The following is a 14,967-nucleotide window of genomic DNA, read 5'->3' on the forward strand; positions in this document are numbered from 1 at the left end:
GATATAATTTTGAATGTGATGTAAGTATTCTGCTTACGGAGGGTCTGTATATGCAAATATTAAGTTATAAGCTCAATGCCCATATTCCTTTCGATAAAGACAGTATAGAAATGTTCCTGTCATCTTGTGAAGAGGTAATAAACAACATGGCCTCGGATGAAAAGACTGTTTTCAAGCTCAAAAGTGCAACCCACGAATTGCTGATAAACTCCCTCGAACATGGATATAAAAAAAGCGCCGGCAATGTATCCTTTTTCATAGAAAAGCAGGAGCATACCATACAGCTTGAAATATCTGACCAAGGTATGGGATTTGACACGTCAGCTCTGAACATTGAAAAGGACAACACAAGTCTCAGTACAATAAAAGGCAGAGGTTGGGGACTCTATATACTAAAGAAGCTTTGCGATAATATTCAAATAACTTCCGATCCCCTAAAAGGCACCAAGGTTACCGTATCAATAAACTATTAACATCGGAAGCATTCTTTGAAAAATCAGGGAAGCTGTATCCTATAGTACCTGTAATGCCCTGTTATGCTGTCCTTTTGGCTATAGTCAATCAAAATGACCGTATCCTCTTTATCCATGATTCCGGTGTCATCGGCGACATTAAACCTAAATGCCTCAAAATGAACCTCGTTAAATATTTTTTTAGGAGGTATGCTCGAAAATTTGGGCAAAAAGTTTTCAATATTCGCCTTACTTTTTAAAAATTCAAAGCATCTTGCCCTGAAATTATCGATATATATCCGTTCCAAGCCTTTTGGAAGATTGTTTGTGTTATCCGACACCAAAAAATCAAACTTTAGAATCTCATTAAGCATTATCAGGTCCACTTTCAGCTTTAGGCTTGATGCAAAATCCAGTAATATGGTATAAAGCTCCCTGGCGGAAATGGACCTTTCATAATATCCCGCCTTGTCATAATACCGCGAGAATTCTTCAAAAAAGGTGGCCGGCGAAGGAAAAAACACTTCAATAAGGTACTTTAGCGTTCTTTGAAATCTTGCAGAATTGTAATATCTTTCCAAGAGCTCTTCTATCCTTTTTAACCCAATGATATCACCAAAGCTCAAGTAATTATTGGCCAGTATCTCATAGGGAGGGTATTGCCTAAATTTATAGCCGTGTTTTCGATATTCGTGCCTTATGCTAGAACCCTTTAGCAGCTTCAAAAAGCCCAGCTGCAGTTGGTGTGGGTAAAGCTCATAGACTTCATTAAAGGAATTCATGAAGGAATTATAATCCTCTAGGGGAAGTCCGGCTATCAAATCCGCATGTATATGCATATTCCCGTACTCTTTAAGCCTTTTTATGCTATGAAACACCTTTTTTATATCAGTTTTTCTCCTCACGGCCTCAAGAGCCCCTTCATTGGTGGATTGTATCCCTATCTCAAACTGGATCAATCCTTTCGGCGCCCGAGATAATATATCAAACATTTCCTCATCAAAAAGGTCGGCTGCTGCTTCAAAATGAAAACTTGTCCCCTTTGAATTTTCAATAATAAATGAAAATATTTCCTTGGCTCTTTCTCTATTGCAGTTAAAAGTTCTATCCACAAACTTTACAAGCTTGACTTTGGCATTAATCAGTGTCAAAAGATCGGATTTGACCCTGTCCATGGAGAAATACCGCACACCGTCAAAGGTCGAGGATATACAGTAGGAGCAAGAAAAAGGACAGCCCCTTGAAGATTCAAAGTACATTAACCTGCTACCAACAGCCCCAAGCATTTCCTCCGTATAGGGAGAAGGAATGGTGTCAAGCTCCCTAACCAACCGAAAAGTCGTTGACCCGTGAATTTCTCCGTCTTTTCTGTAGCTTAGGCCTTCGATAGCATCAAGTTCTACCCCTTCATCAATAAAAGAACGAAGCAAAAGCCCGAAAGCCCCTTCTCCCTCCCCTGCCATTATGTAGTCTACAAACCAATTTGAGTACAAAATCTCCTCAGGACCAAAAGAAACCTCCGGTCCACCCAGTATTATCTTCACATCAGGAAGAACCCTTTTCAGATTTTCAGCCAGCTTAAGAACAAATCCTATGTTCCAGATATAGCAGGAAAAAGCAGCCACGTCACACCCTTCGGTGTAAATGCGGGAAAGGACAGACTCCGGATTATCATTTATAGTAAACTCCATCACCCGAACTTCCCCACACTGCTTATCACAGGATGCCTTAAGATACCATGCGGCAAGGGACGAATGTATATATTTTGAATTTATTCCAATTATAATTGTCTTCATGATTCTATCTCCTTAAGTATTACGTTATTATAACAAACGGAGCTGAATCATTTCAAGGATAATTTTACAACGGAGTTTATTCTGGCTTTGCCAGTTTGAACCATATATCCAAAACATCTCTGAAATAATCGCCATACTTTTTTTCGGGCACAACTTCGGCCGTCTTTACAGCTGACCTGGCAATCAGTTTGCCGTTGGCAATGAACTCAATTTTTCCCACTTCAACCCCCTTATACACCGGGGCATTTATTGAGTCATACAATGTCAGCTCCGTTTCTAGGTTCTCCTTTTCTTCTTTGCTCAAGGGCAACCTGATTCCCTCCACAGCAACAACGGACACGGAGCTCTTTTTTCCTTTATATACGCTCACCTGCCCCAGTTCCTGATTTGCCTTCAAAAGCTCATAGGGCCTGTAATTGTTGAAAGCATAGTCAAGGATTGCTTTGCTGCTCTCGGCCCTTTTATTCCTGCTGGCACAGTTCAAAACCACGGAAATTATCTGAAATCCATCTCTTGTCGCCGATGTCACAAGACACCTTCCCGCCTTCCCCGTATATCCGGTCTTTACTCCATCTGCGCCGGGATACAGGGAAAGCATTTCATTTGTTGTATACAGGCTACGATTGGTAATTGTCATGTTCTTGGTTGACACCATCTCGGCGAAAACAGGATTTTGCAATGCATACCGGGTAATCATCGCCAGCTCGTAAGGCGTGGAGTAGTGCCCTTCCACATCCAGCCCGTGGGGTGTCTTAAAAGAGGTATCCTTAAGTCCGAGTTCCTTTGCTTTGGCATTCATCATTGCAACAAAATTCTCAACAGTCCCACCAATGTGTTCAGCCACAGCCAATGCCGCATCATTTCCCGACTTCAGCATCATGCCGTAAAGAAGTTCCCTCAATGTGAGTTCCTCCCCTGCCTTAAGCTTGATTGTGGAACCCCAGATACTGGCAGCCCTTTTACTGACCTTTACCTTATCATCGAGATTGCCGTTTTCTATTGCCACGATACCCGTCATTATCTTGGTGGTACTGGCTATAGCTCTTCTTGAGTATGCATCCTTTTCATACAATACCCTCCCGGTCTCGGCATCAATTACTATTGCCGCTCCCGCTTCTATTTTTGGAGGCTTTAACTCTTCACCCCCATTGACAGTATTGATGACGAACTCAGAAATCAATTCATCTTCAATAAATTCATCCGCATATACCCTTCCATTCAAGCTTATTGCAAATATGCAGCAAAATAAAAAAATCAATATTCTTCTTGTATTTCTCTTCAAATATATCACATCCCATTATTAATTTAATCATGCTTCACATTGCCGCAGCAGTGTTTCAACGAGGCAATAGAGAGCTATCTAAAAGGCAAATCGGTCCACCCTCTTACTAAAAAGTGTGGGACATCTATTTTCTCCTTATAAATATATGAAAAGTAATGAAAGTTTATAAATAATTTTTACGGGATTGTCGATAATATAAATAGGAGGGGGACAGCTTATGAATCATCAAACTTTATACAAAGATGACTTTATAGAAATCTTCGCACTTGCCAATGAAGTTTTCATCCAAACATTTAAACCCGGCCTTTCACCAAACCAATTTAATACTATATTGACATCGCATCCTCAGATACAAATAACCAATTTCAATTGTCTTAACGATGCCCTAAACATTGTTTCCCCGTCCCCCCAAAAATTTGGCCAATTGAAGGAAAGAATTGTCGTATCCGTAACCCCCGACGAATTAAAGGCCTACATTACCTTTAATTTATCGAAAGAGGAACTGGAGCTTCAAAACCGCGAAAAACTCATAATAGAAACCTATGAAGTTTTAAAGAGAAAAAATATTAATTTCGGAATAAAAAAAGAATTGTTCTTCGGTGATTTGCAAAGCGGGAAAAAATATGTTATAGCCGAAGGAACTCCTGCCATTGATGGAGAGGACTGCAAAATCAGGATGTACGAACTCGAAGAACCCAGACCGGAGATAAGAGAAGACGGAAAAGCGAATTTCTACGAGTTAAAGCTGATTAACAAGGTTAAGGCTGGCGACTGGCTTGGCGAACGTATTGATGCCACTGAAGGTTTTCCGGGAAAAACAGTATATGGAAATACCATTTATCCTATAAGAGGAAAAAACTATCCCCTGTCTTACGATAGAAATACGGTCTATGAAGTAGTGCAAAGCAAGAAAGTCGTACTTTTCTCCAAAATAGACGGTGCGGTACACTATTTCGGTAACAAAATAACCGTATCGAATCATCTTGAAATTGACGGTGATGTGGATTTTAAAACCGGCAACATAATTTTCGACGGATATGTAACCATTAGAGGTACCGTCACCGATGGATTCTATGTAGAAGCCACAAAAGACATAGAAATAAGCAGTCCCATAGGTCTAGGAAATATTAAGGGAATAAAAAGCCGCGAAGGCAGTATTTACATAAAAGGTGGAATATCTTCAAAAGGTTCTACGCAAATTACTGCCCAAAAAAATATTTATACAAAGTTTGTAGATAATTCCAGATTGTCTTGCGGAGGTATTGCCCATATAGGATTTTATTGCATAAATAGCATAGTTGAAGCCAAAGAAGTGTTTATTGAGTCAATAAAGGGAAATATAATTGGAGGTCGAATAAAAGCTGAAGTAAAAATTACCGTACCTATCTTGGGTTCTCAGCTTGAGACTAGGACAGTAGTTGCTCTCACAGGCTTTGATAGAAAAAAGCTCACAAAAATGCTGGAAGATATAGTTGCAAAAATAAATAAGATAAAGGATGAGCAAAAAGACCTAAAGCTATTTATGTCAAAGCAGGACCCCACGAAAGAAATGACTTCCGAGCAGTCCTCCCAATACAACTCAAACATACAAAAGCTATCGGAGCTAAAAGGACAGCTTAAGTCTTTAGAAGAAGAAAGAAAGAATCTTTCAAGATATTTAACAGCAAAAGGCGAAGGTGAAATAGCTATAACAAAAAAGGTTTATTCAAACTGTATAATAATCATAAAAAATATGCAAACTGAAATTAAGGAAGCGTGTCTGGCAACGACCTTTTTTGCAGCTGATGAAGAGATAAAACGTATTTGAGCCTTCGATTTTTGAAAAGGATTAATATGTGAAATATATAATAAGCATCAGGAGACGAATATCTTCTGATGCTTATTTATATTTATAGATCATATGTATAAATATTGTTATTCTTCTATTTATTATAATTGAAAAAATAAGAAAATCGGAATTACTTAAAGTCTCAAGTACAATAAACATGAAATTTTTAATAATATATTGATATTCAACACTTTGATTTGTAAAAATTAAGTTATATAATTAAGTTTAGTGAAAATAATTGAACCAGTATACAATAATTTTAATTTTCTAGGAGGCAGTATGATTAAGAATATTCTTATTTTATCTTCAAATAATACAGGGCATGGCCATAAAAGCATAACCGATTCACTACTGGAACAGTTTTCTCTTTACCCAGACGTCAAGGTTCATGTAGTTGACGGTTTTACCTTAGCAGGAAATTTTGGCCTTAGAGTCGGAAAGCTCTATGGATCGGTCACAAGAAATGCGAAAGATTTATGGAAGCTGGTTTGGGAAATATCTTTGAAAAAACCCAGTCTCTTAAACGACTTTACCGAAGTTTCGATAAAGGATAACTTTCTAAAGCTCATTCACGATATAAAGCCGGATCTTATATTGTCAGTGCATCCAAACTTTAACGGTTCGGTATTGAACATCCTGGAAGATTATAATATTAATATTCCCATTGTTACACTGATAGCAGATATCGTAAGCATTACTCCTCTCTGGGCAGATCCTAGGGTAGACTATATTATATGCCCTTCAAAGGAATCAAAGTTTAAATGCCTTGAGTTTGGGGTTTCAGAATCAAAGCTTATCGAGACAGGATTTCCGGTAAGGCAAAAGTTTCTGAAGCATATTAACGATAATTCCGGGGATTATGACCAAAATACCCGAAAATATACTGGCGATAGGCCATTTGAATGTCTTATCATGAGTGGTGGTGAAGGCTCCGGAAACATGAGCAGAATTGCATCGATACTGCTGAAAAATTTCAACTGCCGGGTTAAAATAGTTACAGGCAGAAACAAACTTCTGAAAAAAAGGCTAGAACGCACTATCGGCGAGCAATATGGCGATAGAGTTGAAATATACGGTTTTACCGAGAATATTCAGGATTTGATGCTTTCTTCCGATATTGCCGTTACCAGAGGAAGCCCGAATGTTATGATGGAAGCTGTAGCCTGCAATGTGCCCATCATTATCACCGGCAATCTTCCCGGTCAAGAAGAAGGCAATCCAGCTTATATGCAAAAGTACAATCTCGGTATCGTATGTAAAGACCTTAGAAAATTAAGGCATACTGTCGACGGGCTTCTTGCTAATAATGCCGAAAAACTGAACAAAATAAAGCAATCTCAAAAAGAGTATCTAAATCCCAATGTTGCAAAGGAGATAGTAAGCTTCCTTTTAAGCATAGAGAAAAAAGGAGACACTAACTTCCCTGACGATTTATTTTCCGATGATTTCCCCAAATTTTGGGAAATCCACAAAAAGATATCGTTGTCTCATAATAAAAAGATAGTGCTTAAAAAGCATAAAAACATCAAAATAAATCAAAAATAAAGTTAACGTAAGTCCAATAAAATGTTAGAAAAACTTTCTACTCATAATAGTCTTGTTTTTAGAAAAAATAAGACTAAGGAGGTGATAGTAATGGCTAACAACAACAAAACCAAAACTCAGTTTGATAACATGAAGTATGAAATTGCTAAAGAAGTAGGCGTTAACTTAAAACAGGGTTACAATGGAGATTTAACTGCAAGGGAAGCTGGTAAGATAGGTGGAAACATCGTTAAGAAAGTATTCCAGTCTTATACTGGAAACAGCTATCCTTCAGAGCATTTGGGCGACACTTCAAGGTAATAAATGTACAATTTGAAATAATAAAAATAGCAGGAGATAATCTCCTGCTATTTTTATTTTCTTTACATTTATTTAAATCTGTTTTTTATGGAAATATGCAAAATTTGTGATATAATAATCAAATAATGATTTTTAGCTTTTAGGAATGGTGATTTAGGATATATGATAAAGTTTCAATTTGGGTTCAAAAAAAGCAAACTATTTGAACTTGATTCTCCAAAAATAATTGTTTTCAGCTTCATAGCCATAATTTTTATAGGAACAGTGCTCCTTTTACTGCCCATAGCTTCAAGGGATGGAAACAGTGCCGGATTATTCACTGCCCTTTTTACTTCTACTTCTGCTACCTGCGTGACAGGTATGCTGGTAGTAGATACCTATCAGCAGTGGTCCCTTTTCGGTCAGATTGTCATCCTCTCGCTTTTTCAGATAGGTGCCCTTGGTTTTGTGACCTTTGCAACATTCTTTTCGGTGCTTATAAAGAGAAAAGTAAGCTTGAAAGAAATGGTACTGGCACAAGAATCCTTAAATCATTTTAACTTTGAAGATGTCTTGAAGCTGGTTAAAAACGTAATTATTTTCACCTTCTCAGTGGAGCTTATCGGCGCGTTGATATTGTCAACAAGGTTTATTCCCCTATTCGGATTGAAGGGAATCTATATGTCAATATTCCACTCCGTTAGTGCCTTTTGTAATTCCGGTTTTGATATAATGGGTCAAAGAGAAAATTTCAGTAGCCTCACCACTTTGAATCAAGACCCCATTATTCTAAATACTCTATCTGCTCTAATTATTTTCGGTGGATTGGGCTTCATCGTATGGAAAGACCTGGTTGACTATAGAAAGAACAGGTTGCTTCTACTACACACAAAAGTTGTTCTTGGCGCAACCGCAATGTTATTGGTCCTTGGTGCTTTGCTTGTGTTTGCATTTGAATTCAACAACCCCGCGACTTTAGGCCCATTATCTCTGCCGGCAAAAATCAATGCTGCATTTTTTCATTCTACTTCCTCAAGATCCGCAGGATTTAACAGTGTACCTGTTGATCAGATGAGAGAAACAACCAAATTAATAACCATTATTTTAATGTTCATAGGAGCCGCCCCAGGTTCGACAGGAGGCGGTGTCAAAATCACAACCTTTGCAATAATGATTGCAACTATTATCTCCCAGTCAAAGGGTTCTGTCGATACCATAATATTAAAGAAGCGTATATCCAAAAAGATCGTATACAGGTCCCTTTCCATTATCGGCCTGTGTGCATTGCTAGTCGTAACAATAACCATTGCACTAATGATTTTTGAAGACAAACCCTTAATTGATATCCTCTTTGAAACAACATCTGCCTTTTCTACTGTCGGTATGACCACAATAGGTACTTTTGATATGAGTATTGCAAGTAAATTACTGTTGTTATTTACCATGTTTTTAGGAAGAGTAGGACCCCTTTCCTTTGCCATAGCTCTTTCAACGAAAAATAACAGAAAGGATCTGGTTTATCCTGAAGGTAAAATTATGGTCGGGTAAAATTTGCTATCTTTTATCTTTACCAATAAAATATTCCTTCAACTCCTGTTGATCCTCTTTGGAAGAAACTGCAATAATAGAGTCATTTTCCTTTAGTTCGGTAAAGCCGTTAGGTATTATTACTTCTTCCCCTCTAATAACCGAAACCAGTACGCAGTCCTTAGGGATATTTATGTCCTTAAGACTCTTATTGCAAACCGGTGAGTTTTTTGTAATAGAAATCTCGCTTAGGACCAGTTTGCCGCTCCTTAATTTCATAAGTGTCTTAATTCCTGTATAATCCACTTCCTGCTCAATCAACTCAGCGATAATCGAAGTGCTGCTTACAGCAAGATCCACTCCAAACCTTTGGAAAACCTCTATGTTCTTGGGGTTATTAACCCTGGATATAGTTCTCTTTACGCCAAAGTTTCTCTTTGCAAGCTGGCATGAAATAAGATTATCTTCATCCTTGCCGGTAACTGCAATAAAAATATCCGCTTTTTCAAGCTCTACTTCCGAAAGTATTTCAAGATCAGTACCATCACCATTTATTACAGGAATGTGGAGCTCATTTGCAATCTTAATACAAACATTCTCTTGCGGTTCAATAATCGCAATTTTATGTTTATAAGGAAGAAGAGTCTTAACCAGATAGTAGCCTATCTTGCCGCCCCCTGCAATAACAATATACATAAAACAAACCTCCAACTATTATATTGATAATATTAATACAAACAACAGATTTAGGTCTTTTTACTTTTCACCTTACCGGATTTATTTGCTACTACCAAAACATCATTCTTGTTTAAAATCATTTCCGGATCGGGGAAATTAAATTCTCCGTCTTTTATGACGCCAAAAATATGAGAATCCCGGCCGCATTTTACTGCCCCCAGCTTTTTGCCGACATCTCCATTTTGAATCTTTTGATTGCTGAACACAATGGCTGTATTTCCTATAGTATGGGTGGATGTTTCGCTTTGGCAAAGTAACATTGACCTCATTAAATCAACAGTAATCTCGGTAGGACATATGGTATCAAGTCCAAACTCATGAAACACATGCTCCCGGGCAGGGTTGTAAATTCTTGCAACCACTCTGGGAACCTTGAAAATCTCCTTTGCCATCTGTGAAACCATTATGTTTATATTGTCATCCGGAGTAACCGCCGTGACAACATCCGCTGTTTGAATTCCAGCCTTCTTTAAGACATCCTGATCAATGGGAATTCCGGTAACGGTTAATCCGCCAAAATCAGGATCTAGAAGCTTGAATGCCTCGGAATCGTTGTCAATAATAACCACATCATGTCCTTCCTCGGATAAAACCTGGGCAAACCTCGAACCCACTTTACCACACCCAACTACAATTATAAACATACTACTCCTCCTGAACGCACTGCAATTAATATATGACATCTATTCTATATCATGCGAGCATTTTTTGCACATTATTATATTCGTAAATTTTGTTCAATTTTTTACATTTATAAGATGATAGTACGCAGATATTTCGATATTACTCATATTAGATACTTATTACGAAATTTATCGACTATTTAAGTAAATTCCTCCTTCGAATAGAGTTTTTTAAAAAAGGAATGCTAATAATATATAAGATGACCTGAAACAACAGCAAAAAAGAAAGGATGATTCTGTGTTAGTAGTTGTTGTCAGAACACTGATACTCTATTTGATTGTTGTATTTATTATGAGAATAATGGGTAAGCGTCAAATCGGTCAGCTGCAGCCCTTTGAGCTTGTTATTGCGATAATGATATCAGAGCTTGCCGCCTTGCCTATGCAAGACATAGGAATTCCTCTGATAAACGGTATAATTCCTATACTTACATTGCTATTCGCACAGATAACCCTGTCTTTTATAGGGTTAAAAAACCCCCATGTTAGAGCAATAATTTGCGGAAGACCCACCATTTTAATTCAAAACGGCAAAATAAATGAAGCGCAGCTAAGAAAGGAGATGTACTCCTTAAATGATTTGTTGGAGCAGTTGAGAATCAAAGATATACAAAATATAGCCGATGTTGAGTTTGCCCTACTCGAAACCAATGGACAACTGAGCGTAATACCGAAATCACAAAAAAGACCTGTAACTCCTCAAGACCTGAATATATCCACACAGTATGAGGGTTTATCTATGGATATCATTATTGACGGAGATATAAGCTATGAAAACCTTAAATTGGCTAATCTCGACATAAACTGGCTAAAGGACACACTTTCAAAATTTGGAATAAACAATCCCAAAGACGTGCTTTTTGCCAGTCTGGACTCGGAGGGCAACCTCTATTATCAGGTTAAGGAAAGGGGAAATAAATAAATGCATTCAGCCAAAGTATTTATGGGGCTTGGTCTATTGTGCGTTCTACTATTAGGTGGATCCTTTTATACATCCACAACTTTTTCAAGGGATGCAAAAATGCTTGAAGAGCAGATTAATGTAATCGAAGATAGTATAAACAAAGCTGACTGGACATCTGCCGAAAAACACCTTATGGCGATTCAGGAGAAATGGACCAAAGTGGAAAACTCATGGGTACTTCTCCTAGACCATGTTGAAATAGAGAATATTGATACATCCCTCTTAAGAATATCAAAATATGTTGAGACTAAAAATGTCTCTATGGCAATATCCGAAATAGCAGTATTACGACAGTTTATAAACAAAATTCCTGAAGAAGAATCCTTTTCTCTAAAAAATCTTTTGTGACGAAGGATATTTTTTTGACGTAAAAGCTCGGGGCACCGAGCCCCTTAGCTTTTTCCCTACTTATTTCCACCTAAAAAGGTCAAATAGCAACTCACCCCTTCATAAAGAGGGAGATTATAAACAGGGCATAAAATGCGCCTCCCATAAGCAGAGGGATGAGATTTAGCTTTCCTTTATCCTCTATCCAGAAATATATTGTGGAAGCGGACAAGGTAGCCATTACAGAACTTACTATAATATGGGAGTTCAAATGCCATGGAGTCGCAAGAATTCCGATTGATACCGGTATACAACTTTGAAACACCATGGCTCCTGTTATATTACCCACTGCCAAGGTATCCTTCCTCTTTGATATCCAGATAATGCTGTTGAACTTCTCCGGGAGCTCCGTTACTATAGGTGTCACTATCAAAGACAGGATAAGAGGAGTTATACCAATTAGCTCCGCTACGCCCTCTATATTTTTTACAAAAAGATTAGCTCCGAAAATTATGCCCGTCAATGAAATGCAAATCTGCAGCAAAATATTCTGCATATTGTTTTTTAAGCCTAATGCTTTTGTCAAATAAAGCTTATCCAAATGTCCCTGATTTACACTATCCTGTTTGACCGTCAGAATAATATAATAGATGTATGTTGTGATCAAAAATGCAGAAACAATCCCTTTTATAAAATGGATATTTATAAAGGCGGTAGCCACCCCCACGCTATAAGCTACAATGAAAAAGCTGATATCACGGCTAACAATATCACTATTAACATTTACCGTCATTCCTGTTTCTCTTTTTGACCTAAACAAAACAACACTGATACCGATCACAAAGAATGCAAGGGTGCTCAGCATGAAAGGCGCTCCTAAAATTGCACCAACTCCTACATCCATCGATCCGCTGTCTTCCCTCAAAAACACTATCGCAATAACCGGGACCATTGTCTCAGGAAGACATGTACCTACGGCGGAAAATATGCTTCCTACAACACCGTCTCCAACTCCAAGCTTTCTTCCCAACCACTCAATACCATTTGTAAAGAACTCACAGCTAATTAGAATCAGGGCTAGAGCCATGAGTATTTGTGCCACACTTATCCACATCGCTATTCATCACTTTCCATATGTAATTAACAAAACCACTTCCTTGTAAGTATATTAGTCAGGTCCGATTTTTATTAAAATTTTATATACAAAAAAAGGCACTAGGCCCTCAGTATTTTTAATCTAATGCTCTTCTAATTTCCGGCATCTCAAGTTTTGGAACATTCTTAATTTGCTTTCATTTCCAATTCATCAGACTTTAAAATTTCCTTGTCTGGCTCATTGGCCAAATATGTTAATATACCGCCGTCACTTTGTCCTCGTCTGGGGCATCTGCAGTGTTGATTTCAATGAAAATTTTGGTACCATCACGCTTGGCGATATGGTCGCTCACATACTTCTCCAGAGCGTATCTTGCTATACTTGATGTGGTAACGCTTGCTTCCGGCATCTGTGCCTGTAACTCATCAATGATAGCGTCCACTCATCCGACTGCCTTTGTGTAAGCCTTACCCGAAGCATACTATCCTTTTCTGGAGACATTATTGCACCTCCTGGATTTCTTGTTGGTTCTATTGTGTCACAAAGTATCACATATTATCAAGCGTGGATAAAAGAAAAAAGGCCACACCAGCCGATACGGTGTGACCTTAAAAAGATTTTCTATTCTTCCTACTTATAGACTTTTATTGTTTTATGATTACCGTGCTCAAAGACATAAATTCTTTCTCATTTAGGACAACGTCAAGTTATTTAACATCTCCTGTACCAATAAAAACTGTTCTGCATCCCTTGAACTTCTAGCAGAGTAAGTATAAAGTTATTGTACTCCGTTCGCGATTTGGTATAGCAACATAAACACAATCTCTTTTAAAGTCTATCAACTGCTCTGTTTTGTATTCTTTGAGCTCATACTTCTTAAATATTTTTAAACCGCATAGTTCCAAATAATGACTATCCAAATACTCTTTGTTACTAAAAAATCTGTTCCATTCGAGTTCTGAAACAAGTTCCTCCCTATCAATGACAAACCCAACTATTTCGAATCTTTGGAGAGTCATAATGATTAATAAGTCAAGAATAACTTTTGTTTGACTTTCATCTAATCCGTCTAAATAAATATCACATACACATAAATACCCTTGACAAGTTAGTTTTATTGCAACATCATCCATCTGAGGCCACCAAAATTGTATTAAATAGTCACTTATATCTGATGTGTTTTGAAGTAATTCTTTTTTCTCAATATTTAGCATTTCACCTTCTGTAGTCCATACTTGCACTTTATTTGCATTAGGCAATTCAAGTCTTATCCCCTTGGTGTTAAAAAGAACTTCTATTTGTTTAAACATATCAATATTTTGAAGTGTAGAAAATACGCTAGCAACACCCCTTGGCATAAGCAACCTCCAATTCTATTTAAATATCACAACATTATCTGTGCCCAGCTTTTTTATAGCAAAATCAATTACATTTTGTGGTGTACCTTCTGCAAAATACGCCTTAACACCAACTCCTCTTATAGCTGCTTCATCTTGATATATCTTAATAACTTGACCCAATTTACCAAGATCATTTGCTTTCGCTGGTCCACCGACCATTATTAATTCGCCATTAGGTCCAATTACATCTATATCTGTTCCTCCAGCACTTGATTTTATTTTTGCTCCACTAACTTGTCCACCTGTTATATCTGCAACTTTCTGTTCTCTAGTCGCACCTATAATTTGAGCTTGTTTTCCTGTAGTCTTACTCGTTCCCTCACTACAAGAACTAAAACCATTATATTATTTCTTTCCCAATAACTTATTCAAAAAAACACTTCCAAATACTATGAGCTCTCATTTTAAAATAACCTCTTATCTACAACTTTCTCATATGGTCTGTGTTCTGTCTTGGTTTTCATCATATTATAGATAATTCTAACAAGCCTTCTTGCCAAGCATACAAGTGCCTGTGACTTGTTCTTGCATTCCTTGACCTTCTGATTAAAGTATTCCCAAAATACCGGGTGTCTTGGCTTACCTGACAGTGAAACAGTCACTATCTGAATGGCAAGAAAAGTTATACCTTGCGTTCCTGAGTAAGCTTCCTTTGTCTAGCTCTAAGCTAATCCTCTTGGACTAATAATTACTTTGACATTAAATCAAGAGGATTAGTTTATTAGCTTATACGAAATAAATTACAGACACAGTCATGGACGCTTCCATATTTCCAATCCGTCTTTTAATTTTACACATAAAGGACAATTCTCCATTGATACTTCAATTAGATTTCCTACTTCTACTCTTCCAACAGAATCAGCTATAATTGATACTACCTCTACTGCACATGCATAAAATTCTTTATAACCTTCCTCATCTTCTTCCAATCCATTATTACTTTCATATATTGTGTTAATTATCCCCTCTATACACAACCCTGTATCCCATACAATAATAATATTTGTTCCATTCGGATACTTACTTAATTGTTTCATTAATTCGTCCATT

The 14,967-nt window shown here is 37.5% G+C and carries 15 protein-coding genes and 2 pseudogenes; 7 read left to right on the forward strand and 10 right to left on the reverse strand.

The window, feature by feature from the left end; translation table 11 throughout:
• Window positions 1-50: 50 nt before the first annotated feature.
• Complete coding sequence (locus tag EFD62_RS14100; protein ID WP_069193113.1) at window positions 51-473, forward strand: ATP-binding protein; 423 nt, start codon at window positions 51-53, stop codon at window positions 471-473.
• Window positions 474-496: 23 nt separating this feature from the next.
• Here EFD62_RS14100 and EFD62_RS14105 read toward each other — a convergent pair whose 3' ends face one another.
• On the reverse strand, window positions 497-2,248 hold the full coding sequence (locus EFD62_RS14105) for a B12-binding domain-containing radical SAM protein (protein WP_128706317.1): 1,752 nt from the start codon (window positions 2,246-2,248) through the stop codon (window positions 497-499).
• Window positions 2,249-2,324: 76 nt separating this feature from the next.
• Complete coding sequence (locus EFD62_RS14110; protein WP_235832662.1) at window positions 2,325-3,539, reverse strand: D-alanyl-D-alanine carboxypeptidase family protein; 1,215 nt, start codon at window positions 3,537-3,539, stop codon at window positions 2,325-2,327.
• A gap of 208 nt (window positions 3,540-3,747) precedes the next feature.
• Between EFD62_RS14110 and EFD62_RS14115 the strand changes: the two genes are divergently transcribed.
• From EFD62_RS14115 to EFD62_RS14130, 4 genes are all read left to right on the forward strand, one after another.
• The gene (locus EFD62_RS14115; RefSeq protein WP_128706318.1) at window positions 3,748-5,337 is read left to right on the forward strand and encodes a DUF342 domain-containing protein; all 1,590 of its coding nucleotides are present in this window, start codon (window positions 3,748-3,750) and stop codon (window positions 5,335-5,337) included.
• 300 nt (window positions 5,338-5,637) lie between these two features.
• Window positions 5,638-6,903, forward strand: a complete 1,266-nt coding sequence (locus EFD62_RS14120; RefSeq protein WP_069193110.1) for an MGDG synthase family glycosyltransferase — start codon at window positions 5,638-5,640, stop codon at window positions 6,901-6,903.
• A 90-nt stretch (window positions 6,904-6,993) separates the two neighbouring features.
• Window positions 6,994-7,203 carry an alpha/beta-type small acid-soluble spore protein gene (locus EFD62_RS14125; RefSeq protein WP_069193109.1) on the forward strand — a complete coding sequence of 70 codons (210 nt, stop codon included), beginning with the start codon at window positions 6,994-6,996 and terminating at the stop codon, window positions 7,201-7,203.
• Window positions 7,204-7,365: 162 nt separating this feature from the next.
• Window positions 7,366-8,730, forward strand: coding sequence for a TrkH family potassium uptake protein (locus EFD62_RS14130; protein WP_128706319.1), 1,365 nt, complete (start codon window positions 7,366-7,368; stop codon window positions 8,728-8,730).
• Between the two features lie 6 nt (window positions 8,731-8,736).
• On the opposite strand, the gene EFD62_RS14135 is transcribed toward EFD62_RS14130, so the two are convergent.
• Both EFD62_RS14135 and EFD62_RS14140 read right to left on the reverse strand, forming a co-directional pair.
• Window positions 8,737-9,405: a potassium channel family protein gene (locus tag EFD62_RS14135; RefSeq protein ID WP_128706320.1), complete on the reverse strand. Its 669-nt coding sequence runs from the start codon at window positions 9,403-9,405 to the stop codon at window positions 8,737-8,739.
• 50 nt (window positions 9,406-9,455) lie between these two features.
• The gene (locus EFD62_RS14140) at window positions 9,456-10,091 is read right to left on the reverse strand and encodes a potassium channel family protein (protein ID WP_128706321.1); all 636 of its coding nucleotides are present in this window, start codon (window positions 10,089-10,091) and stop codon (window positions 9,456-9,458) included.
• A gap of 277 nt (window positions 10,092-10,368) precedes the next feature.
• On the opposite strand from EFD62_RS14140, the gene EFD62_RS14145 reads away from it, so the two are divergent.
• Window positions 10,369-11,052, forward strand: coding sequence for a DUF421 domain-containing protein (locus EFD62_RS14145; RefSeq protein WP_128706322.1), 684 nt, complete (start codon window positions 10,369-10,371; stop codon window positions 11,050-11,052).
• Complete coding sequence (locus EFD62_RS14150) at window positions 11,053-11,442, forward strand: DUF4363 family protein (RefSeq protein WP_069193105.1); 390 nt, start codon at window positions 11,053-11,055, stop codon at window positions 11,440-11,442. It abuts the gene before it with no gap.
• A gap of 91 nt (window positions 11,443-11,533) precedes the next feature.
• On the opposite strand, the gene EFD62_RS14155 is transcribed toward EFD62_RS14150, so the two are convergent.
• From EFD62_RS14155 to EFD62_RS14180, 6 genes and pseudogenes are all read right to left on the reverse strand, one after another.
• Window positions 11,534-12,535 (reverse strand): sodium:calcium antiporter, encoded by a 1,002-nt coding sequence (locus EFD62_RS14155; RefSeq protein ID WP_128706323.1) that lies wholly within the window; start codon window positions 12,533-12,535, stop codon window positions 11,534-11,536.
• Between the two features lie 256 nt (window positions 12,536-12,791).
• Window positions 12,792-13,018, reverse strand: a pseudogene (locus tag EFD62_RS14160) (hypothetical protein); the annotation flags it as partial.
• A gap of 257 nt (window positions 13,019-13,275) precedes the next feature.
• A complete protein-coding gene (locus EFD62_RS14165) occupies window positions 13,276-13,875 on the reverse strand; it encodes a hypothetical protein (protein ID WP_069193103.1) in 600 nt (199 codons plus the stop codon).
• A gap of 15 nt (window positions 13,876-13,890) precedes the next feature.
• Window positions 13,891-14,076, reverse strand: coding sequence for a hypothetical protein (locus EFD62_RS18095; RefSeq protein ID WP_003514537.1), 186 nt, complete (start codon window positions 14,074-14,076; stop codon window positions 13,891-13,893).
• A gap of 245 nt (window positions 14,077-14,321) precedes the next feature.
• A pseudogene (locus EFD62_RS14175) lies at window positions 14,322-14,537 on the reverse strand (IS110 family transposase); the annotation flags it as partial.
• Between the two features lie 132 nt (window positions 14,538-14,669).
• Window positions 14,670-14,966, reverse strand: coding sequence for a hypothetical protein (locus EFD62_RS14180; protein WP_069193102.1), 297 nt, complete (start codon window positions 14,964-14,966; stop codon window positions 14,670-14,672).
• Window position 14,967: the final 1 nt, after the last annotated feature.

Source organism: Acetivibrio mesophilus (assembly GCF_004102745.1).
Lineage (GTDB): Bacteria > Bacillota > Clostridia > Acetivibrionales > Acetivibrionaceae > Hungateiclostridium > Hungateiclostridium mesophilum.